The sequence below is a fragment of the Turicibacter sp. TJ11 genome (assembly GCF_021497505.1).
In the GTDB taxonomy this organism is placed as follows: Bacteria; Bacillota_I; Bacilli_A; order MOL361; family Turicibacteraceae; genus Turicibacter.
Genome location: NZ_CP069349.1, coordinates 1,007,015 through 1,031,574 on the forward strand (window position 1 = coordinate 1,007,015; position 24,560 = coordinate 1,031,574).

Below are 24,560 nucleotides of genomic sequence, written 5' to 3' on the forward strand. Positions count from 1 at the left end.
TCCTGTTAAAGTAAATACATAAACATCCCCTTTAAAATTCTTTTAATTTAAATTTATTACAACTATTCTAATTTTATGTAAATTATTTCTGATGGATGAAAGAATCCATCATGATTCCTTCAAATCCAGTATTCTTTCTTATTAAAAATGACATAAAAAAAAAGACTTCATCATTCAATCACGAATGATGAAGCCTCTCTTATTCTTGAGATTCCTCGTCTGTTTCTTCCGTTGTATTCGATTCTTGTATAGCCGAATTGTCTTGTTTATGTTGTTCTGCTATTTTGTCATTTAATAACTCAGTATCTTTCGTGAGCGTGATTCTAATGCCAATCGGATTCGTTAACAACTGTCCCTCAGGAATGGATTGATCGATGACATACCCTTCACCAACATATTCGACGTCAAGTCCGGTTAACATCGCAAACTGAACGACTTCATCTTTTGTCCATCCCGTTAAGTTTGGTAGTGAGTACGTCTTAGACGTCTGAATAAACACTTTACTTCCGACACTGACTGACGATTGAGCCTTTGGTGACTGTACAAAAATTTGTGTCCCATCACCAATGACAATCGGTTCCAACTGTTGTTCCTCAATCTTAGTTACCGCACTTTCAACAGACTCATTCATGAGTTGTGGAACTTCTGTGTTTTGATAAACGTCAGAAATATCTGTCACTGGTGTTTTTTCAGCCCCTAAATAAATGAGTGCATTTTGCATCACAAATCGATAGATTTGTCCTAGTTGATCATGTCCACCTGTTTCAGGTCTTTTCATCGCGACATACATCACTAATTGCGGATCATCCGCTGGGGCAAATCCAATATAACTATATACATATTCATTGGCTAAATAACCATTAGTACCATCCGCAATCTGAGCCGTTCCTGTTTTTCCACCACTTGAAAAATCTTTCAAACTATAGGCAATACGTCCTGATCCATCTTCACTTTCGACGACCCCAATCATTAATTGCTTCACTTGTTCGGCCGTTTGTGCGCTAATTGGCGTTCCAACCTGTTCAGGCTCCACTTCATATATGATTTCCTCATTATTTGGATCGTACACCTGTGAAATTAATTGGGGTTTCATTAGCTTTCCTTCATTTAAAATCGCAGTAATTGCTTGAATATGTTGTATCGGTGTCGTCAAAATCCCTTGCCCATATCCTGCGGTTATCTTTTGTGTTAAATCCCAATCAGTTGGTAGTGTTCCTGAACTTTCTGAAGGTAATGGTACCCCAACTGTTGAACCAAATCCGAAGGCTTCTAAATACTCAATAAATTGATCCGGACTAATCCAATTATTTAAGATATCAATGATTGCTGTATTTGATGAGCGATAAAATCCTTGATCATATGTAATCGTTCCCCATGACGTATTATAATCTCGAAGTGTTGATCCATTGACCAAACGAGATCCTGATTGATACGTTTGACTTCCTGAGTATTTACCTTCATTAATCGCGGCTGCATACGTATAAATTTTCATCGTTGAACCGGGTTCAAACGGCTCAGAAACAATCGGGTTATTATAACTTTCGATATCTCTTATATTAGGATCGAAACTTGATCGACTTCCCATCGCTAAGATTTCACCTGTTTTTGGATTAGCGACAACAGCGACTAAATTTTCCGGATTCGCTTGTTCATAAACCGTATCCATCCCCTCTTCTAAAAAAGTTTGAATGGTTGAATCTAAGGTTAAATAAAAATCATAACCATCATATGCTTGCTCAACGACATATTCCTCTTTGTTTGGCTGTAAATATCCTCGCTTATCTTTAATGTACTGAATAATCCCATCTTTTCCAGCTAAATATTCATCTAAATAAAGCTCTAAGCCCATTTCACCTGTTAATGAGCCTGTTTCATCATTAAGCTTCGTATATCCTATCGTATGGGAAGCAAAGACACCATGAGGATAAAAACGTTTCGTATTTTGACGAAACTTAATTCCACTCAGACCTAAATCATCGATTTTCTCTTTTTCTAAATAAGTCAACTGCTTTCCGGCAGTTCCAAACTCTACTTGTGTGACATTTTCCTTTGATAAAATCGTCACAATCTCTTCTTCTGTTAGATCAATGACGGTGCTTAACTGTTTAGCGGTATAGTCAATATCTTCTACATAATCTCCATATCCGTCGAACAAGTTAGCATATAACGTATAAGAGGTTAATTGTTCAGCCAGTGCATTTCCATCTCGATCATATAACGTTCCTCGTCTTCCTGTCACCACCTCTTCAACTAAGTACTTTTCTAGTGCATACTCATATAAATCATGCCCTTTAATTTCTCCAGTCACCGCAATTCTTATAAAACAAAAAGCGACATATAAAAAAGCGCCACCAAAAGCAGCTATTATATATACGAGTGTCCGTCTCCCTAAATTATTTAATTGTTGCTTATTTCGTTTCACTAACCTCTACCTCACAACTCATTTCTTTATTAACTGATAAAAATACGGAGAGTAACCGAAGTTACTCTCCAATGGTAATGATATTTTCATAAGTCGATAGTCCATTGGCTTTTGCAATTTCCATGGCACGTGAATAAGTCGATAACTCAGAAATCTTCGAATAAAGTTCTTCATTTGCGACGACTTGTTGATCAATTTGAAGCTTTAATTGCTCGACTTGATAATGTAACTGATTAATTTGTCCATCTAAGTGAACTTTACCTAATAAAAGAAGAAACACCCCAACGACACTCATGGCCACAATCCCCTGTAATGAGTATAATCCTTTCTTCTTTACTTTACGTTTTTGTGTTGGTTTTAAACGAACTTCTTGAAGTGGTTGCTGATGGACTAACTGTTTTTTAACTGGACTCATTCTTTACTTCCCCCTTAGAACTTATTTTAATTTCATCGCTACCCTTAATTTCGCTGAATGTGAGCGATTATTCTCGGCTAACTCATCTTCTGTTGCTACAATAGGTTTACGAGTTATAATCTTAAACTCTGGTTGAAACTCTTCAGGAATAATCGGTAATCCTCTTGGAATATCTTTTGCTTCCCCGCGTTCTTTGAACATATGCTTACAAATTCGATCTTCAAGCGAGTGGAACGTAATAACCGCTACACGGCCATTCACAGCAAGTAAATCCATGGCATCTTTTAACGCATACTCAAATACTTTTAACTCATCATTAACGGCAATACGTAACGCCTGAAACGTACGTTTGGCAGGATGTCCTCCCTTACGGCGCGCCGGTGCCGGAATAGCTGATTTAATAATCTCAACTAATTCAAACGTTGTTTCAATCGGTTGTTTTTCACGATAGCGTTCAATTGCACGTGCAATTTGTTTTGAAAATTTCTCATCACTATAAACACGGAAAATAAATTCTAAATCTTTGTATTCCCATTCGTTTACAATGTCATAAGCCGTTAACTCGGCTTCTTGATCCATACGCATATCTAACTTGGCATCGTAATTATAACTAAATCCACGCTCTGGTGTATCAAACTGCGGCGAAGAGACGCCTAAATCAAAAATAATACCATCTATTTGATGAACGCCACGTGCTGCTAACTCTTCTTTTAAATGAACGAAGTTACTTTTGATAATCGTAAAATGATCACTAATTTGTTGTAATCGTTTCGTTGCATTTTCAATGGCAAATGTATCTTGGTCAAACGAATAAAGATGACCTGTTGTTAATCTCTTTAAAATTTCGCTACTGTGACCTCCACCACCTAATGTACAATCAACGTAAATTCCATCTTCTTTGATGTTTAAATTTTCAATTGATTCATGAAGTAAGACTGAGTAGTGATTAAACATGGTTGAAACCTCCTATAAATCAACTCTGATATAGGTTTTATATCAAGTTCAATTTCTTTATTTATTGTCTATCGTTTGAGATAAAAAACTTTTTATCTTTCATTCATTGTGAAACTATCATTTATTATTATAAACAATCAAAAATCATCCGAAAATTATGAATGATTGCTTTTATATCCACTTTTCACCACTAATTATACATTATCTCATCTGTATTTGAAATAAAATTAAGCTGATTTATATAAAAAATGTTCTAAAGTTTCAAATCTTTCATATAATTATGATTTCATCAAAAAAGCTCCCCAGTTTTGGGGAGCTTTTGAATTATTCTTCTTCTGCCATTTCAGCTATAATTTCATGATATTGTTGAATTAAATCTTCAAAAATACCTAGCACTTCTTCACGACCTTCATGTGTTTCTGAAGAATAAGCGACGAAAACATCATTTTCATCAAAGTCTAATGTTTCTTTAATTAATTTTTCTTGCTTTTTATACTGACTGCGATTAACCTTATCCTTCTTCGTTCCGATCACTAACGTTGGGATCTCATAGTATTTATATAAACTATACATCGCAATGTCTTCTTGTGTCGGTTTATGGCGGTAGTCGACTAGTAAAACACCTAAGATTAATTCTTCGCGCTCTACTAAGTATTCTTCAATCATACGACCAAATGATTCTTTTAACGAACGATTCACCTTTGCGTATCCGTATCCAGGGACATCGACTAAGTACATCACATCATTAATATTATAAAAATTTAACGTTTGTGTTTTTCCTGGTCGGCTCGATACACGCGCTAAATGTTTACGATTCGTTAAAGAATTAATAAACGAAGATTTTCCAACATTTGAACGACCCGCGAAAATCATCTCTGGTAATCCATCTGTTGGATAGTGTTCTGCACGAACACAACTTTTTACATATTCTGCTTTTGTAATTTGCATATCATCAACACCTTATCGTAATGCCTGTTGTAAAACTTCATCCACTGTAGAAACTGGAATAAATGTAATCTCTTTTTTCACACTTTCTGGAATATCATCTAGATCTTTTTCATTGTCTTTTGGCATGATCACGACTTTTAAGCCGGCACGATGTGCTGAGATTGATTTCTCTTTTAATCCGCCAATTGGTAAGACACGTCCGCGTAACGTCACTTCTCCGGTCATTCCAACTTCACGCTTAACTGTTTTTTGCGTAAACGCAGAGACAAGGGCAGTCACCATCGTTACACCGGCCGATGGTCCATCTTTTGGAGTTGCTCCTTCAGGAACATGAATATGAATGTCATGATCTTTAAAAATCGCTGGATCGATTGAAAACTTCTCTGCATTCGCTTTAACATAACTAATCGCTGTTTGAGCTGATTCTTTCATGACATCTCCTAATTTACCTGTTAAAACCATTTTTCCAGTTCCTTTATAATAAGTCACTTCAACAGGTAAAATATCTCCACCAAATTGCGTATAGGCTAATCCAGTTACTACCCCAATTTGATCGTCTTGTTCGATTAATCCATGGTTAAACTTATGTTTTCCAAGTAATGAAACAAGCATGGTTGAATCCACATGAACAGTTTCTAAGTTTTCAGCTAATAATTTTCTTGCTACTTTACGACAAATTGAACCAACTAATCGCTCAAGCTGACGAACACCCGCTTCTCGTGTATAGTACTGAATCATTTCCATCACAACACCATCAGCAATTGTTAATTGACTCGCCTCTAAACCATGTGCTTCTAATTGACGTGGAATTAAATAACGTGTCGCAATTTCAGCTTTTTCTTGTTCTGTATAACTATCAACATGAATAATATCCATACGATCACGAAGTGGTGCTGGAATATTTTCTAAATAGTTTGCAGTTGCAACAAATAAAACTTGTGATAAATCATATTCTTCTTCAAGATAATGATCACTGAAGTGACTGTTTTGCTCAGGATCTAATACTTCTAGCATAGCTGATGCTGGATCCCCTTTATAATCACTTGCCATTTTATCAATTTCATCTAATAAGAAAACTGGATTGGTAGTTCCCGCTTTTTTCATCGCTTGAATTAAACGTCCAGGTAAAGCTCCTAAATAAGTACGGCGATGTCCTCGAATTTCAGATTCGTCTTTTACACCACCAAGTGAAATTTTAACAAACTGACGTCCTAATGCATCCGCAATTGAACGCGCTAAAGATGTTTTCCCAACACCTGGAGGCCCAACTAAACATAAAATCGTCGATGGATTTTTTCCTGTCATTATTTTGACTGCTAAATATTCTAAAATACGTTCTTTAACCTTTTCTAGACCAAAGTGTTGATCATTTAACGTTTTTTCTGCAAATAAAATATCTTTGTTATCTTCTGTTTTGACATCCCATGGAAGAGCAACTAACCATTCTAAATATGTTCGAACAACACCTGATTCACTCGAGTTTGCAGGTAGCATTTCAAAGCGTTTAATTTCCTCTAACGCCTTTTGTTTAACAGCTTCTGGCATTTTTAGTGATTGAACTTTTTCTCTAAATTCCTGACTCACTGAATCTTTAGAATAATCGTCTCCTAATTCCTTCTGAATCGCCTTCATCTTTTCACGTAAGTAAAACTCTTTTTGATGTTCATCTAATGAACGTTTTACTTCTTGATTAATTTTTATTTCTAATTCAGCAATATTTTTTTCTTTTTCAATATCTTTTAATAAAGTACTTAAGCGCTCCTCAACAGAAGTTAATGATAAATACTTCATTTTATCTTCTTCAGAAATTCGTAAATAAAAAGCGATAATATCTGAAACTTTATCAGCTGTTTGTGCAGCATCAATTAAGGCTGTTACATCGGCTGGATGAGCAAATAGTAAACTTCCATGTTCAGATACTTCGTCTAATAATAAGCGAAGCATGGCTTCTTCTTGATCAGATTCCATTAAAACAGAAGGCATTGTTTTGACAACAGCTTCAAAATAAGGATCAACTTGAGTATATTCATCCACTTCAACGCGCGTAATTGAATTAAACTTTACTTTGTAATGTCCATTTGGAAGTTTAATTTTCATCGTAATTTTCGCAATCGTTCCATATTGGAATAAATCATCGCTTTGAGGCACTTCAACGTTTGGATCGACTTGAGACACTAATACCACATAGTTCCCATTCGCCTCACAAGCTTCTAATGCTTCAATTGATTGTGGACGTCCAATTTCTAATCGAATCTCTGTATTTGGTAATGAGATGACACCGCGAACTGGTAAAACAGGTAACGTATGCATCTCGACACTGTTTACATCTATTCTCATTTCCACTCACCTCACTAGTACTTTTAATACAACATATTTGGATCGATTACAACGACTTTGAATTCAAACTCGTTGCTTTACGGTTATTTAACAGTCATCAGTTTCATTTATAGTTTAAGCGGACAATTCAGATGATATAGAAAAGGAAGCTTATCGCTTCCTTACTCTATCCTCTATTATAACACAAAAAACTCCAAAAATATTAGTAAATGATAATTATGCTACATCATTTTTAAAAACTAATGTCGGTTGCTTATTCTCTTCAATGACATCACGTGTGATAATACATTTTTCCACGTTATCGGTTGATGGAATTTCAAACATCACATCTGTCATAATTGACTCGATGATTGAACGTAGTCCACGTGCTCCAGTTTTTCGTTCAACTGCTTTCTCTGCAATCGCTGAAATAGCATCCTCATCAAATTCTAATTCAACATTATCCATTTTAAAGATTTTTTTGTATTGTTTTGTTAAAGCATTTTTAGGTTCTGTTAAGATACGAACTAAATCTTCAACTTCTAACGGATTTAATGCCCCAATGATTGGGAAACGACCGATAAATTCAGGAATTAATCCAAATTTTAGAAGATCATCGGGTTGAATTTGACTATAAATTTCTTTCTTGCTCATGGTGTTTGCTTTTGAGTCAGCACCAAACCCAATCACTTTTTTACCGATACGGCGTTTCACCACGTCTTCTATTCCGGCAAATGCACCACCTGCCATAAATAAAATGTTAGTCGTATCAATTTGAATGAATTCTTGGTTTGGATGTTTACGTCCACCTTGTGGCGGTACATTGGCTACAACACCTTCTAAAATTTTTAATAAGGCTTGTTGTACCCCTTCTCCTGAGACATCACGAGTAATAGATGGGTTATCTGAGCGTCGAGCAATCTTATCAATTTCATCGATATAAATGATTCCTCGTTGGGCTTTTTCAACATTAAAGTCAGCCGCTTGTAATAATCGAAGTAAAATATTTTCAACATCTTCTCCAACATATCCCGCTTCAGTTAATGATGTTGCATCAGCAATAGCAAATGGAACATCTAAAACCTTTGCTAATGTTTGAGCTAGTAATGTTTTCCCACTACCTGTTGATCCTAGCAATAAGATATTGCTTTTTGAGATTTCAACATCGTCTTCACCTTCACTATTTGAAGTTAAACGCTTATAGTGATTGTATACGGCAACAGCCAAAACTTTCTTAACATCTTCTTGGCCGATAACATACTCATTTAATAAATCATAGATTTCTTTTGGTTTAGGTAATGTTTTAAATTCTTCGCTTAATTCATCCGTCTGTTCATTTTCAATAATTTCTGAACACATTTCAATACATTCATCACAAATGTATACACCTGGTCCAGCGATAATTTTATTCACTTCATCGTGACTTTTCCCACAAAATGAGCAGGTAATATCTATATTATTCATCCTTTACACCTCCATACAGTGACCACTCTCATTATTGAATAACTAATATCAATATATTCAACTAGGCCTAAAATTATTAATGTCCATTTTAGACATTTTTTGCAACCTCTTATATTGCACAAAATGAGGCACGAATGGTACGCGCCTCATTATAAGTTAAACCTATATTTATCTATGAATTATTTACGAACCGCTTTTTCTACGATGAAGTCAACAGCTTTTTGAACTTTTAAATCTTCTTTTAACATTGCTAAGCTTGGTAATTGAGCTTTTAATTCTTCTAACTCACGTCCGTATGCTTGTGCAATTTCAGCTAATTTAGCATCTACTTCTTCTTCAGTTACGTCGATGTTTTCAGCTTTAACAACTGCTTCTAACGTTAAGTTGTAGCTTAAACGTTTTTGTGCTTCCGTACGTAATTGTGCTTTGAATTTATCCATATCCATTCCTGTGAATTGGAAGTATAAATCTAAGTTAAATCCTTGCATTTGGAAACGTTGATCTGCTTCACGTACCATTTGTTCAACTTCAGAATCAATCATTTCAGTTGGGATTTCGAATTTAGCATTTTCAGTTACTTTTTCAACAACTGTATCAATCACGTGGTTACGAGCAGCTGTTTCTTTTTGAGACTTGATTGTTTTTTCTAAATCTGCTTTTAAGTCTGCTACTGTTTCGATTCCTTCGCGATCTAAATCTTTAACGAACTCATCATCTAATTGAGGTAATTCACGAGTTTTCACTTCATGTAATGTTACTTTAAATACTGCTTCAGCTCCTGCTAATTCAGCTGCATGGTATTGTTCAGGGAATGTTACTGTAATATCTTTTGTTTCTCCAGCAGTCATTCCGATTAATTGCTCTTCAAATCCTGGAATGAAAGAGTTTGATCCGATAACTAATGGATGGTTTTCACCTTTTCCACCTTCGAATGCAACTCCATCTTTGAATCCTTCGTAATCGATAACAGCAGTATCACCGTTTTCTACTGCACCTTCTTTTACAACGATTTCAGCATGGTTTTGTAATAATTTTTCTAATTCAGCTTCTACGTCTGCTTCTGTTACTTCTGTTGATAATTCTTCAACTTCGATTCCTGTGTATTGCCCTAATTCAACTTCAGGTTTAACAGCAACTGTTGCTTCAGCAATTAACTCTTGCCCTTTTCCGATTTGTTTAATATCCCATGATGGTGCAGCAACTGGTGCAACATTTGTTTCTGCTACAGCATCCATGTATGCTTTTGGTAATAACATATCTAATGCATCTTCATATAATGCTTCTACACCAAATTTTTGTTCAAAAATTGCACGAGGCATTTTCCCTTTGCGGAATCCTGGTACTTGTAAGTTTTTTGATACTTTCTTGAATGCACCATCTAATGCTTTATCAAATGATTCTGCTGAAAGAGTGATTGTTAATTTTACTTTGTTAGTTTCTACTGTTTCAACTTTAACTGACATGATCATAACCTCCATCTTTTAACGTTGCGTTTACATCTTTGTAACAACTTTTAAATTATAACATAGGCTTTTTCTAATTTCTACATTAATGATGATAAACTTAGGATATACTGACTCATTTTGTATCTTATTCCAGCTATTTTTTCTGTTTTTTCAACTGCTTCCTCATCCTCAGTTTCAGTTAAATTCATTCTGAATAAAACTTGAGCTAATTCATTTATAACCACTTGAGGGTTCATTTCTTCAATGAAAGGAAAAGAAAACTGATAAAAGAAAATGACGTGCTGTTTTAATACCTCACGAGTGACTTCATCAAGCGTCATCTCAGTTAAAAGAGCCAAAGCTTCTTCTAACGTCGCATAAAAGGCTTCAAAATTGACCGTTGTTGTGATTAAAGTTTGATGATTTTGTTCTTGCGTGAAGTTAACAGAACACTCAATGTCTTTTTGAGCTAACAATTCAAATAACATTGTCTTCACGATATTTATCTCACATTGATTTAATAGTTGTTCAAATTTCTCTTGAAATAACTGAAGTTTCCATGAATCAACAGTACGTAAGTCTGAAATGACAAGTAATTGAGTTTCCAAATCCCCCTCGCGCTCTAACACTTGAATTTTTTTCTCAATCATCTCATACCAAACACTTTCGTAGTAGGTCTTTAATTGATAAATCAGTTCCACTAAATTTTTAGAGGATAACGCAGTGAGTCCTAAGAGTTGTTGATACTCTTCTTGTTTTTGTTTGGCACTCGCTTCTTGCCCTTGAAACATAGCAACTAATATATCATAGGCTGCTATCGTTAAATCTAAACTTTTTTGATTCTTAATTTCTAAAATTAATGCTTCACAGGTGTCTAATTCTCCCTTTAACAGATAGGCTGTCATTAATTGTTTATTCACTTCCTGTTTAATTTTAGGATCTTTGACTACAGCTAAAAAATCCTCTAACATACAAATCGCCTGATCGATGTATCCTTTTTCAATTAATTTAGATGATTCTTCAATTTTTGCGATGTAGTTTGTTTGAAAATCATAAATTTCACCCATCTGTTCACCTCATCTATGTCTTTAAAAATTCAATTTTTAACTCTAGTTAGTTTTTGTTCAATGGATAATAAAAAAAGAACTACATTCTTGTAGTTCGCTATCGTCTATAAATGGCATCCCGGGAGGGATTCGAACCCCCGACCGACGGCTTAGAAGGCCGTTGCTCTATCCAGCTGAGCTACCGAGACATTTGTTTTTAACATTTTAAATCATTTATATTATTTAAAAATGGCATCCCGGGAGGGATTCGAACCCCCGACCGACGGCTTAGAAGGCCGTTGCTCTATCCAGCTGAGCTACCGAGACATTTAAGATTATGATTTGTTGTTGTTTTCCACATTAAGTATAATAAACCATTTGACGATGTTTGTAAATAAATTATGAATATTTTTCTCTAAGAAATTTTTTCCATAAACTTTCATCTCTGATTAAATTTATTGTTCTTCTTCATTTAACTCTTATTAAATATCGTTTGATAACAACTGAACTAAATCATCTTCACTAACTATTGCTTCTTTAAAATTAATCCCTTCATCATGGCATCAAAAACAACTATTCTTAAAAAAGTTTCATCTTTCTTATCGATCGTTGTTTAAAATGAATTCATGATCAAATCAATTCCTTTCAATTAATTGGGCATTTTTTATCTGATAAAATTTTTTCCATATTTTAACTTGAAAAAGAAATTTTTTATGCTATAATAGTCTTATAAATGCCAGTGTGGCGGAATTGGTAGACGCAGTGGACTCAAAATCCACCGAAGTTTACTTCATGCCGGTTCGAGTCCGGCCACTGGTACCATAAAAAGTACGATACATCTCTTAATGAGATGTTTTTTTTATTAGATAGGAATAAAACACATTCAACTCACTTAAATTATCATACAGTATATTGAGGATACGAAATCAATCAAACATCCCACAAACACTCCTAATTCAGTCTAACATTTAACTTTCCTACAAACCTTTAACAAAACATCTATTCGCTTAATCACTTCTACGTATCCTCAGTCGATTAAGGACAGTAGACCCTATGAAACAATTGATTATTTTAAAAAATTCTATGATCCATCACTCATACTTCTCCTTTACTTTCATACTCCCTTTCCTAATCATTCATTCCTTTAATCCATTGTTTTAATCCTAACATTTGACACACTACTCCTTTCCTTATTCTTTTCACTTAAACTTATCATAATACCCGATCCTTTTATCACTTTATTAAACAAACACGACGTCTTACCACTCATACCCACACATTTTACTCCACCATACTGTCACTTATAAGGGGGCTGTATCAAAATGACTAAAATTTTATAGTCATGGAGCGACATGCTCCTTTTTTTGGCTATTCATCGTAAAAAAATCAGTCTGTAAATTTAATTTTATGGGTTAGACTTAATTTTAAGCACGACGAAAAGAAGGACGTTTCTTTCCTTCAAAATGACAGTCTATTCTGATTTTTTAAGCCACTTTCCCTGGATGAAGTTGTTGTCCGCAACGATGGCTTTGAATTTTTTTATGTAATTTTTGTACATTATATCCAAAACATAGAAGCAATAGTTCGACTGTGACCTGAATTTTTCCACGGGTTAAAAATTTTCTGAAGCCGTAATCTTGTTTTAACACGCCAAAAGCACCTTCGACTTGAATCGAACGATTCTTTCTTAACAGAATCCCTTCTTCACTTTGGATATTTTTAAGTGACTCTGTTCTTAGCGAAAGCATTTTTTTAGACACTTCCAATCGTTTTGAGTTTCCTTCTTTCGCTTTTGTACATTTTAAACGCAAAGGACAATCTTGGCAGGTTTCACATTCATAAATCGTGACTTCTTTTCGATAACCGGTCTGACTTTCTCGAATTTTAACTTCGATCGGTTTTAACGTTCTGCCATTTGCGCACGTATAGGTATCGTTGAGTTCATCGTACGTCATGTTTTCTCGTTTCCCCAGTTGAGCTTTATATTTTCTTGTTTTTGAGGTTTCATAGTTGAGGGGCTTAATGAAACCTTTTTGATGGTTTTCCTTCAAATAAGCATAATTTTCTTCACTTTCATATCCAGCATCCGCAATGATTTGTTTAAACGTTCTGGAAAGCCGACCTTTCAGGGAATCTAAAAATGGAATGAGTGTGGGGACATCGTTAGCTGACTGAAAAACGCCCACACCTACGATATACTCGGCCTCAACTCCAATCTGGACATTATACCCAGGTTTGAGTTGCCCATTTTTCATGTGATCTTCTTTCATTCGCATGAAGGTGGCATCCGGATCTGTTTTTGAACAACTTGAGCGGGTTGAACCGATCATTTTTTGATAGTCCAAGTAAATGATTTGTTTCTCTATGAATGCTTCAAGTGTTTCAATCTGACGTTGAAGCTCTGTTTTTCGCTTCCCTTTCCCATAAACAAATTCAAGAGATTGCTCGATGACTTTTTCTTTTAAATTCAATAAACAAGCCTCTAACACAGGTAATGGATTCTTAACATCAAATGAATAGGAAGTGAGATAGCTGTCATTCACTTGTTGAAGGAGTTTTTCTATTTTGACCTGGAGCTTCGCTTCATTTTTAGTCACTGATTTTAACCAAATAAACGAATAGCGATTGGCATTGGCTTCAATTTTTGTTCCATCAATAAATAGGTTTTTAAAATGAATTTCATCTAAGGTGTGAAGACGCTCAATGAATTGATCAAATAAATCTTCCATGACACCATCGCTTAAATGATGTTTTCTAAATCGATTAATCGTATGATGGCTAGGCGCTGGATATCCATTTAATAACCAGATAAAATGAATATCCCGTTGACAAAGTCGCTGAATTTCTCGTGAAGAAAAAGAGCGATTCATATACGCGTAAATTAAAATCTTAAACATGATCACCGGTGGTACGACAGAATTTCTCCCTTTATCAGAGTAAGTGCTTAATAATTTTTTATCATCTAATCCCTCCAATAATTGATTAAGCAAACGTACAGGATCATGAGGTGGAATATAAACTTGAATATCCATCGTTAAAGAGAGTTGATATCCAGCTGAATAAGTTGTATAATCTTGATGTATATTTTCTTGATTACGCATAAAAAAAGTATACAAAAAAGCAGTCCCGAATGGGACTGCCTTTTTTTGTATCTTTTAGATTTTTAATTCAAGGGCCATCTATTTTGAGACAGCCCCTTTTTTTATAATTTTTTCGTGCAGTCATCGTCATAGTTCTTTTGTTAAATGTATCGTTTCTCATAAAAAAACATCATCTCCTAATGAGAGATGATGTTTTTTAAAAGAATAACTCACATAAGATTAAATAAGTGATACACATCTCAAAGATAGCACCAAATACAAAAGCTTCAATTGTCATCATTATCACTCCAACTTACAATTTCTAGCTTTAGTATTTGATTTTTTTTGACTTTTAGTCATACTTTTTAGTTAAATCTCCTGTTATTGAGAGATTAATGATCGATAGACGTAATAATTCCCATCATCAAAGCTAATGTATGACTGCACATATCCTAGTGTATCATTATGAGAACGACCTAAAATTCTTTGAGTTAAAATTAAGTCATGACCTTCATCGTGCACTTTACTATTAATGGAGTTTGAATCACTTACCCGTGCTACCACCCCATTTAACGATTGCTTTAACTGACCTCTATCATCATAAATGGCCGCTAAGTAATCGGCGCTTTTATTCGTCAGATTAAGGATGGTTTCCTCATCTGTTTTTAAGTTCTTAACCTCCACTTGATAATAAGGCAAGTAGGTGACTTTATACTCTAAGCCTTCTTCAAATAGGCGATTACTAAATCCAAGTTGAACCTTTCTTTCTTCATTAAAGAACAAGTAGTAATCCACTTGATTTCCCGTTCCACCACTTAAAATATAAACGCCAATGTCTTGTTGTTTATCATGATTAAAGTCTCCAATATCTAAACCTCCACCCATTCCACTTGAAGTAGGAATAGGATAGAATTGTCTATCTCCCGTTTTTCCATTTTCAATGACAAGTGTAATCTCAGTATAAATTAAGTGATCACCTTGTTTAGTTCCTAGTAAGTAGACTTTATCTAAGACCGTATCTTCGGTTAAATATGCTAGCTGACTATCAAGCTCTACCACTGTCTTTTTCTCAAAGCGATAATCCGTTTGATAACCACTAATTCCGTATTCCATTGTATCCCCTCACTTTATCTATCTAATTTACTATATGATGAATCTATTTAGGCGAAACTTGAAATAGATAGATTTAAAAACAAATGCGTTAGTGATCCCCCTCTTCTAACCTTTAAGTCCTTAAAATGTTGAATGTGTTGACTGAAGCAAGGTCTTACTTCCTTGAAAATCAACACATGATTACGCAAAAATTTCAGAAGGTGTCACTCTTTGACATTCAAACCCTTCTAAAACAATCATCACCTCTTCATTAAATGTCATAAACTCAAGCATCGGATGATTTAATACCCATTCACTTAATTCGTGAAATAATTTGGTTTGAAGCACTTTTAAACTTTTAGCTTGTTTAGTTAAATAATTGTGCTTAAACTGATGGATATTACTTACTGTCATAGTTGATGAACTCATAAAAAAAGAAAGTAGCTGTTTAGAATCTGAGGATAAAAAGGATACTAATTCAACTTTATTCACTAGACTAAGCCCATGATAAAATCCTTTTAAATACTCGAGATAACGCATTGAAATAATAAAATAAAGAATTTGTTCAAGCACCTCTTCTTGATCATGACTCTCACTGGCCGAACTCGACAGTTTCTTTAAAAATGTTTTAAACGATTGCTTTTTAATAAATCTTGATTCCTTTAACTCATCTATTAGTTGCACATTCAACTTCTGTTCATCGTAAACGTAATAACTTTGAGTAGGCAATTGAATGTCATACAGTTGCATCAACTCTTTCATGACTAATTGTTTCGCATTTAAACGTTTGATCGGATTGTTAATCATCTTGATTGTTGAAAATTGATGAATTTCTAGCAACCAATTTTTCGTATTTCCTACTAACTGCCCTTTTAAATGAAGCGATTGAATGAGATAAATTACACAATCAGTAAATAACAAATGATTAATCTGTTGATTAAGACAGTTTAAGTCACTGACTTTGTAAACATTAGGCGGTAAGGACGCTTGATATAAAGACTGGTGATGACTGAAGCTAAAACGATTTTTAATTTCGTTTAACTTTTGATTTCGACCAGATTCATACCAAATTAAAAGAACTAAGATAAAACCAATAATCATCCAACCATTCCAACTTAATTTATCTTTTTTTAAATAGAGGAACATAACTAAAGGATTGTTAAAAAACTCGTTGGGATGATTATGCCACCCCAAAAGGTACATTAAATAAATTAGACTAAACCTCATGAAGATGCCTCCCTTTAACTACTTGTATTATTTTACCAATCATTAACGGTTATATTCATTCTTCATGTTTTTTGTTCAAAAATAAAGAGGATTGTCATTTCATGTGAGTGGGTGACAGTTTCTACTGACAATATTTCTTCGATCAACTCCCTCCTACAATCCCTTCATTACATCTTAATGATAATTTAAATCATAACCAAAAAGAAAAGAAGTGAAATAAATTTCACTTCTCTAATAACCTCTGACCATTCGCTCAAACGTCGTTTGATCACTATATTCAATGTCATCAATTTCCCATTCATATAAAAAAGCTAATGGGGCATAATCAGTGTCTTTAATCATCTTGAACTGAATATATTGTTCATCCATGGTTTTGATAATGATGGATGTTTTATTAAACGATTCTTCTGAAATAGCCAGTTTAATTTTCATTCGACGATATTGATTCGTTTTCGCACAACAATCATCATAATAAAAAAATTGATAATTAAAACTTTCAATAAATCGCTCAGAAAGATATCGCTTATTCTTATCATCATATTCAACATCTGTCTGATCATTTACCCGATGACGCATAATTAAATTGACATGATAAGCAACAATTTCAGCTGGTGTTGGATGCCAATAGGTTAAATAATCGAGTAATCCGATAAAAATAACGACAAGACCTAAAAGTAACCAATAGCCAAAAACTTGCCCAAATAAAACTGGACCAACCGTGATATAACGTAATAAAAATCCTAATCCGATTAATAAATTGTAGATCAATAAAAAGGTTCGGTTAATTCTTATCATCTGATTTCCCCCCTCTATCATGAACACCTTCACTCACATCTTTAATGCATTATATGAAGGGCGAGGAAATCTGCTACTGACGTATAAAATGATTTATGGTTGACAGTTACGATAACATCACAAAAGACAAAATAATGGATAAAATCATTCCTACTGACACCGGAACAATCGTTCGCTTAATTAACCGTAAAGGAGAGACCTTCATCATCGATGAAATAATAATAACAGTTGGGGCCACTGGAGAGATGCTTTTAACTAAATGAGAAACAAACTGCATCGGAATAGCTAACAAAACAGGATTCATTCCAGCTGAGGCCGCAAAAGTTGGCATTAATTCCACACAAGCATAAAAGAGGGCGAGACCACTTCCACTTAACAAACCGACACTAAGGGCTAATAAACAAAAACAAAGCGTTAAAACGATGCCAGCCCCACTTATTTGAGTCATATAATCAGTAAGCAAATCGATGATTCCAATACTTTTTAAACCTTCAACAAAGGTTAGTGCCGCCACGACTTGAATGACGACCGTTGTAAAACCAGTTCCCATACCATCAAAAAAGATTTGAACCGATTCTAATGCCTTATGCATTGATTTCAAACGAATCATCTCACAAAATAGACTGATTAAAAATGAACAAAGCGTCACCTCAATCATTCCGATTTTATCGTTTTTTAATAACACATTAAAAATAAACATTAAAAGTAACGGTAACATTGGTAACATTGCATAAAAAATCGGACGATTGATTGAATGAACCTCTTCTATCATTAAAATCTCTTTATTTTGTTCTTTTTCTTTTGAATCCGCATAGCTTTGCCAAACTAAATGAACAATCGATAAAATCAAAATAATTGGAATTGAGATTTTTGCGTGATAACTAAAGACATACTCACCTACGCTCATCTGTAAAGCCTCAGATGCTAATAAATTATCAGCTCCAAGTGGCGTTGGAGCAATCGTTGCTGACATCGCAATCACCGCCCCTATAGCAAGAGGTGAAATGCCAGCTGATACTAAAATGGGGTAAGCGGTAGACATTAAAAGAACAGATAAACTAGATGCACTTGGAATCATTAAACCTAATATATTTCCAATCAAATAAAAGATCGGAATTAATAACCCTTTATGCTTTAAGTTTAATAATGGTCGACTCATGACTTGAACCGTCATTTGATTCGCTCCAATACATTTCATATACGCCGTATATCCAAATAAAATCATGAGAATAAAACCGGCTCCTGTTAATTGCTTCGTAAATTGCGTTCCAATGAGCGTGAATAGATCAAACCAGACGATTCCACTACTAGCTTCTTCTGGTAATAACGGACGCTGAAGCAAACTAGCACTTCCCATTAATGCCATCCCGCTTCCAAACATAATCCACTTAATATCATAATTTTTCTTTATAAAGTATCCTGCTAAAATTAAAATGACTAACGTTAAACTAATAATCATGCTGTTAGCTCCTTCTTTTGTTAAATTTATCCTAACTTGTAAGTCTATTATAATCCATTTCAACAATTCTTGTCATTATCCAACAAAAGAAAAGACCCTACCAATGTCTCGCGACTTTAGGAGGATCTAACACTTAAATCTGCCAATCAATTCGATTCGATTGGGGCGCTCGACAATAAGGACAATATTTAACCTCATCATCCAGTTCAGCACCACAACTTTCACATGATCTAATTTGTTTAATTTGATTAATCTCTCGTTCGATTTTTTTTATTTTTCCCTTTTGGAGTGAAACCTGATGAAATAACTCTTGAACCGCTTCTGATTGATTAATTTCATTTATTTTATTGACGTAAATATATTCTCCAATTTGTTCAAATAATTCATTCAATTCAAGTTTCGCTGCATTAAGCGATACCGTTAATTTCCCGATTTCAACCCATTTACTTGTCTGCTTCATTCCTACTGCTGCTGTTTTCGACATCGTTTTTTGAAAATCATCCCAAAAAGCCAACTCGTCACCTTCTTTCCTACTTTATCATATTACCCTTCCTCATCATGTGAACCTCTTTTCTGTACATGAATGTTGTTAGCTTTTATAAACAATCAGCTCGCCTTGTATCTCGAATGTATTTGATGAAAATAAATAATGACCTCATCAAAGTCATTAGTCAAATCCTGAAACTTCTTGTATAATGAAGACAGTTAACACGCTTAAAGGAGGATCTCTTATGAAAGATGAACTGGACTCATATTTATATGATCATTTTCAAATGACGCTGACGCCGTCACAAAAAATGGCCGTTGAAGCTTTACATGGCCCGACGTGTGTGATTAGCTGTCCTGGAAGTGGAAAAACGACGGTGACCGTGATTCGCTTAGCCAATTTGATTGTCAAAGGGAAAGTGCCTCCTCATCAAATTTTAGCTCTTACCTTCTCAAAGGCCTCTGCCAAAGACATGAACGATCGATTCAAAACGTTGTTTCCCTCACTCGCTTCTCACGTCAAATTTGCAACGATTCATAGCTTCGCCTTCCACGTCATTCGACATTTTGAACAACTGAGTGGCACTCGTTATGAATTTATTGATACACAAACTAATCAAACACAAAGTAAACGCCAACTTCTCTCGTCTATTTATCTTGAAAAAACGGAACGCTATTTAAGTGATGATGAATACGAAACACTCACAGGACAAATCAGCTTACTAAAAAATTTAATGATTTCTCCTCAACAACCAAAAGAAATTAAACAATATGTTGAAAATGAAGTAGAATTATTTATTGAAGTTTATAAAGCCTACGAACAAAAAAAAGAAAATCATTATCTACTTGATTATGACGACTTATTAACGACAGCTTATCAAATCTTAAAACATCATGACTTCTTATGTTCATTTTACCAACAACGTTACACTCACATTCAAATTGATGAAGCACAAGATACGTCTAAAATTCAATACGAACTCATTAAATTAATTGCTAAACCTAACAACAATATATTTTTAGTGGGTGACGATGATCAAAGTATTTACGCCTTTCGAGGGGCTTATCCAAAACAGTTACTAGAGTTTAAACAAACGTTTGAACACGCTAATTTTATTTATTTAAATGAAAATTTCCGTTCAAGTCAAAATATTGTTCAGTTATCTTCAACATTTATTAAGCAAAATAAACATCGATATAAAAAAGAGATTCAAACGCCTAATCCCCCCAAGCTCGAACCAACACTTCATCATTTTCAAACCGAAAAAGAACAGTTGGCTTACTTAATTAATGAATTAAAAACGATTGAAAACTTAGATGAAGTCGCTATTTTATATCGTCAAAACGTATCAGCTATCACTTTAATTGAAGCCTTTGAGCGTCATCAACTTCCCTTTAAACTTCAAGAAGGAAAGCTTTCATTTTTTTCACACCCTATTGTCAAAGATGTCGTTTCGTTTTTTGAACTCGCTAAAAATCCAAGACAAACAGAAGCTTTTAAGCGTATTGCAAAAATCTTATACTTATCAGCTTCTGTTATCGGGCAAACACTTTCACAAACTGAAAGTGACTATCTTGATTACTTAACCCGTCAAGTTGCCTTTAAGACTGCCTTTCAACGAGATAAAATCCGACAATTTAAACTTAATCTTCCTAAACTAAAAGAAATGCCGCCTCGTCGTGCCATTCACTATATTTTAGACACGCTTGATTATGAAAGTTATTTGATTAAACGAGGATTCATTAAAGAAGATCAGGAACGTCTTTATACTCAAGGACTAGCTGTCGTTGAAACACTAAAAAGTATTGCTAAAGAAACAAATCATGTCGATGAATTCCTACATCGTCTCACTCACTTACAGGACATCAGTCAGCAAAGTTCATTACAACAAATACCTGCCATTCACTTACTCACCTTTCACGCCTCTAAAGGTTTAGAATTTGATACCGTCTTTTTAATTGATTGTATGGATGGAATCACGCCAACATCTAACGCTTTAAGTCACCATCTCTTACAAAAAGATGAAGAATTTGAAGAAGAACGACGTCTCTTTTATGTTGCTATGACTCGAGCTCGAACAAGGCTTGAAATCATCAGTGTCGCTAATAAGCATAACTTATTATTCAACCGATCAATCTTTGTTAAAGATGTTCATCAAATTTTAGACCCTCAATCAAATGACTCCTCACCTCGCGTCAAAAAAACAACAAGTGGACGTTCAATTTCTGAACTTAAATCATTAGTTCTGACCGCTTCTGTTGATTTAAGTCCTTATCAAATCGGAACGTTCATTCATCATTTACGATTTGGAGACGGTGAAATTATTAATTTAGAGGGTGAAATTGCAACTATTCAATTTGCAGATGAACAAAAGCGGATTAGCTTACGAATTACGACCGAAAACGGAAATGTGCGCTTAAAATCGTCATAAAAAGTCTATTTCATTAACGAATAGACTTTTTTTATACTCATCAATCAATGACATCCCACCTCTCCTTCGTTTATCTTTTTAAGTCAGTCATCTCTATTTTTAATCTTCGTCGAACTTCTATCGTTTTTTTGTTTCATTAAGCGTATGATGAAATTAGCGTCATTATAATGCCTAACAAACTAGGGGGAATCTCACGAATGAAACGAATCATTTGTTCACCAACAAAATATATTCAAGGGCCAAACGAACTGGCACATATTTGCGACTATGCACTTAGCTTAACGATCAACGAAGCTTATGCCATTGTTGATCCCTTCATTTTAGCAAACGATGCAAAGACGATTGAAAGTAGTTTTAAAAACCATCAAATTCCACTGATTATGGAAGCCTTTCGTGGAGAATGTTGTTTAGATGAAATTCAAAGACTTCAACAAAAGATAGAACATTCTAACGCTAACGTAGTGATTGGCATTGGGGGTGGAAAAACATTAGATACAGCCAAAGCAGTCGCTCACTTTTCTAAGAAACCGGTCATCATTATTCCAACCCTTTCTTCAACCAATGCCCCATGTAGCGCCATTTCCGTTCTTTATACCTCGGATGGATTATTTGATCGATATTTATACTTAGATCAAAATCCTAATATCGTCATTGTCGATTCAAATGTCATTGTTAAAGCACCTACTCGGTCGCTTGTTGCAGGAATGGGCGATGCGTTAGCTACTTATTTTGAAACACGTGCTTGTTATCATTCAAAAGCCACAACCACGTCAGGCGGTGTTTGTTCACTCACTGCTTTACACCTTGCCAAACACTGTTATGAAACCTTGCTAAGCGATGGACTACACGCTAAACAAGCAAGTGATCAAAAAGTCCCCACTCAAGCACTAGAAAATATTATTGAGGTGAATACGTACTTAAGTGGTCTTGGGTTTGAAAGTGGAGGTTTAGCAGCAGCTCACGCCATTCACAACGGACTGTCTCGCTTAAAAGAATGCCAAGGTATGTATCATGGAGAAAAAGTAGCCTTTTCAACGCTTGTTCAACTCATTCTTGAAAAAGCACCTCAAAAAGAAATTGAGGCAGTATTAAATTTCTGTCGTTCAGTTGGCCTTCCAACCTCTTTAAATGCCTTAGGGATCTCGCATCCAACCAAAGAGCAACTAATGAACGTTGCAACGGCTAGTTGTTTACCTCATGAAACGATTCATCATTTACCTTTTAACGTGACGGCTGAGGAGGTCTATCACGCGATTTTAGTGGCCGATCAACTCGGATAATCATAAAAAAACCTGAAGTGATAACTTCAGGTTTTTGCATGTTATTCATTTGTTAATAAAAACTTTTTTAAATCTTCATTTACACTTGAGATTCCACCAATTTCAAAAGTTTCCACTAAGAAATTAACGATGTTTGGTGATAAAAAGGCAGGTAACGTTGGACCTAAGTGAATTTTTTTCACACCAAGTGATAATAAAGCTAATAAAACAATGACTGCTTTTTGCTCATACCAAGCAATGTTATAAATAATTGGTAAATCATTAATGTCATCTAATCCAAACGCTTCTTTTAATTTTAAGGCAATAACAGCTAATGAATAAGAGTCATTACATTGCCCGGCATCTAACAGACGTGGAATGCCGTTAATATCACCTAATTGTAATTTATTATAACGATATTTTGCACAACCTGCCGTTAAAATAACCGAATCTTCTGGTAAAGCTTGTGCAAAGTCCGTATAGTATTGACGTTCTTTATGACGTCCATCACATCCTGCCATCACAACAAAGTGTTTTATGGCTCCACCTTTAACAGCTTCAATGATAGAATCCGCTAAGCTTAAGACTTGATGATGTGCAAATCCACCCACTAATTGACCTTGTTCAATCGCTTGCGGAGCTTGGCATGTTTTCGCCTGCTCGATCACTTGTGAGAAATCTTTTGATCCATCCTCTAAAACAGGAATGACTTTAAAATCTTTATATCCTGTATTTCCTGTTGTATAAACACGATCGACATACGTTGCATTTTGGCGTGGTGGAACTAAACAGTTTGTCGTAAAGATAATCGGACCATTAAATGTTTCAAATTCTTTCGTTTGTAAATGCCACGCATTCCCATAGTTTCCTTTTAAATGCTCATATTTTTTTAACTCTGGATAATAGTGAGCAGCTAACATTTCACTGTGTGTATAAATATCAATCCCTTGATCTTTTGTTTGCTCTAATAATTGTTTTAAGTCGTGTAAATCATGACCTGTGATTAAAATCCCTGGTCGAGTTCCCACACCAATCTCAACCGTTGAAATTTCTGGATTTCCAAACGTTTGTGTATTTGCTTCATCTAGTAATGCCATCGCTTGTACCCCAACGTCTCCAAGCGCTAACGTCATTGGAACATAATCTTCAAGCGTTAATGAATCATTAACTAAGGCAGCCATAAACTGATGCATGGCTTCAAATAACGCTTCATTTTTATAATTTAATTTTTCAGCATGAGATAAGTAGGCGGCTAATCCTTTTAATCCAAATAACATCAGTTCACGAATTGAACGAATATCCTCATCTTCGGTTTGATGAATCGCAAGACTTAATGCTTTTTGAATCATTTCTTCTTTTGTTGTTAATTCAAGTTCGTAAATCGCTTTGTTTTCTAACACAATTCCTTCTTGTTGTAATAACGTTTTATAAGCTTCACGATACTCGATACTTTTTAAAATACGAGAAACAAATTCATCTTCATCAAAGTTAGCATTTGTAATCGTTGCAAATAACCCCTCGATCACAAATAAATCTAACACTTCTGTTTCGATATTCACTTTTTTCACTTCAAGCGCTAGTGATGATAATCCAATTAATGAGTAAATAAATGTATCCATTAATGCACTTAACTCGGGAGTTTTCCCACAAACCCCAAACACAGTGCAGCCAATTCCTTTTGCTGCTTCTTGACATTGATTACAGTTCATTTCCATAACTC

Annotated in this window: 17 protein-coding genes and 3 tRNA genes; 3 read left to right on the top strand and 17 right to left on the bottom strand. The window is 34.8% G+C overall.

Annotated elements, in window-relative coordinates:
• Positions 1-199: 199 nt before the first annotated feature.
• The 10 genes from JRC48_RS04715 to JRC48_RS04760 form a co-directional block, all read right to left on the bottom strand.
• Entirely contained in the window at positions 200-2,422 is a 2,223-nt protein-coding gene (locus tag JRC48_RS04715) for a penicillin-binding protein (protein WP_235070707.1), read from the bottom strand.
• A gap of 61 nt (positions 2,423-2,483) precedes the next feature.
• Entirely contained in the window at positions 2,484-2,837 is a 354-nt protein-coding gene (locus tag JRC48_RS04720; RefSeq protein WP_235070708.1) for a cell division protein FtsL, read from the bottom strand.
• Between the two features lie 21 nt (positions 2,838-2,858).
• The gene (gene rsmH / locus JRC48_RS04725; protein ID WP_235070709.1) at positions 2,859-3,791 is read right to left on the bottom strand and encodes a 16S rRNA (cytosine(1402)-N(4))-methyltransferase RsmH; all 933 of its coding nucleotides are present in this window, start codon (positions 3,789-3,791) and stop codon (positions 2,859-2,861) included.
• A 324-nt stretch (positions 3,792-4,115) separates the two neighbouring features.
• Positions 4,116-4,739: a ribosome biogenesis GTP-binding protein YihA/YsxC gene (gene yihA / locus JRC48_RS04730; protein WP_235070710.1), complete on the bottom strand. Its 624-nt coding sequence runs from the start codon at positions 4,737-4,739 to the stop codon at positions 4,116-4,118.
• A 12-nt stretch (positions 4,740-4,751) separates the two neighbouring features.
• Positions 4,752-7,076 (bottom strand): endopeptidase La, encoded by a 2,325-nt coding sequence (gene lon / locus JRC48_RS04735; protein WP_235070711.1) that lies wholly within the window; start codon positions 7,074-7,076, stop codon positions 4,752-4,754.
• Positions 7,077-7,292: 216 nt separating this feature from the next.
• Positions 7,293-8,519: an ATP-dependent Clp protease ATP-binding subunit ClpX gene (gene clpX, locus JRC48_RS04740; protein ID WP_235070712.1), complete on the bottom strand. Its 1,227-nt coding sequence runs from the start codon at positions 8,517-8,519 to the stop codon at positions 7,293-7,295.
• A gap of 179 nt (positions 8,520-8,698) precedes the next feature.
• A complete protein-coding gene (gene tig, locus JRC48_RS04745) occupies positions 8,699-9,982 on the bottom strand; it encodes a trigger factor (protein WP_235070713.1) in 1,284 nt (427 codons plus the stop codon).
• Between the two features lie 80 nt (positions 9,983-10,062).
• Positions 10,063-11,031: a hypothetical protein gene (locus JRC48_RS04750; protein WP_235070714.1), complete on the bottom strand. Its 969-nt coding sequence runs from the start codon at positions 11,029-11,031 to the stop codon at positions 10,063-10,065.
• Between the two features lie 111 nt (positions 11,032-11,142).
• Positions 11,143-11,219: transfer RNA gene (locus tag JRC48_RS04755), tRNA-Arg, on the bottom strand.
• Between the two features lie 41 nt (positions 11,220-11,260).
• Positions 11,261-11,337 (bottom strand) — tRNA-Arg (locus tag JRC48_RS04760).
• Positions 11,338-11,745: 408 nt separating this feature from the next.
• Between JRC48_RS04760 and JRC48_RS04765 the strand changes: the two genes are divergently transcribed.
• Positions 11,746-11,832 (top strand) — tRNA-Leu (locus JRC48_RS04765).
• A gap of 662 nt (positions 11,833-12,494) precedes the next feature.
• Here the strand turns inward: JRC48_RS04765 and JRC48_RS04770 are convergent.
• The 6 genes from JRC48_RS04770 to JRC48_RS04795 form a co-directional block, all read right to left on the bottom strand.
• Entirely contained in the window at positions 12,495-14,111 is a 1,617-nt protein-coding gene (locus tag JRC48_RS04770; RefSeq protein WP_235070715.1) for an IS1182 family transposase, read from the bottom strand.
• Positions 14,112-14,471: 360 nt separating this feature from the next.
• Positions 14,472-15,203 carry a hypothetical protein gene (locus JRC48_RS04775; RefSeq protein ID WP_235070716.1) on the bottom strand — a complete coding sequence of 244 codons (732 nt, stop codon included), beginning with the start codon at positions 15,201-15,203 and terminating at the stop codon, positions 14,472-14,474.
• A gap of 180 nt (positions 15,204-15,383) precedes the next feature.
• Positions 15,384-16,409, bottom strand: a complete 1,026-nt coding sequence (locus tag JRC48_RS04780; RefSeq protein WP_235070717.1) for an NERD domain-containing protein — start codon at positions 16,407-16,409, stop codon at positions 15,384-15,386.
• A gap of 231 nt (positions 16,410-16,640) precedes the next feature.
• Positions 16,641-17,204, bottom strand: a complete 564-nt coding sequence (locus JRC48_RS04785; RefSeq protein ID WP_235070718.1) for a hypothetical protein — start codon at positions 17,202-17,204, stop codon at positions 16,641-16,643.
• A gap of 106 nt (positions 17,205-17,310) precedes the next feature.
• Positions 17,311-18,663, bottom strand: a complete 1,353-nt coding sequence (dcuC, locus tag JRC48_RS04790; RefSeq protein ID WP_235070719.1) for a C4-dicarboxylate transporter DcuC — start codon at positions 18,661-18,663, stop codon at positions 17,311-17,313.
• 133 nt (positions 18,664-18,796) lie between these two features.
• The gene (locus JRC48_RS04795; protein ID WP_235070720.1) at positions 18,797-19,177 is read right to left on the bottom strand and encodes a zinc ribbon domain-containing protein; all 381 of its coding nucleotides are present in this window, start codon (positions 19,175-19,177) and stop codon (positions 18,797-18,799) included.
• Between the two features lie 217 nt (positions 19,178-19,394).
• Here JRC48_RS04795 and JRC48_RS04800 point away from each other — a divergent pair, with 217 nt between their 5' ends.
• Both JRC48_RS04800 and JRC48_RS04805 read left to right on the top strand, forming a co-directional pair.
• A complete protein-coding gene (locus tag JRC48_RS04800) occupies positions 19,395-21,581 on the top strand; it encodes an ATP-dependent helicase (protein WP_235070721.1) in 2,187 nt (728 codons plus the stop codon).
• Positions 21,582-21,778: 197 nt separating this feature from the next.
• Positions 21,779-22,861, top strand: a complete 1,083-nt coding sequence (locus JRC48_RS04805) for a glycerol dehydrogenase (RefSeq protein ID WP_235070722.1) — start codon at positions 21,779-21,781, stop codon at positions 22,859-22,861.
• A 41-nt stretch (positions 22,862-22,902) separates the two neighbouring features.
• Here JRC48_RS04805 and hcp read toward each other — a convergent pair whose 3' ends face one another.
• Positions 22,903-24,549, bottom strand: a complete 1,647-nt coding sequence (hcp, locus tag JRC48_RS04810; protein WP_370630389.1) for a hydroxylamine reductase — start codon at positions 24,547-24,549, stop codon at positions 22,903-22,905.
• Positions 24,550-24,560 lie beyond the last annotated feature (11 nt).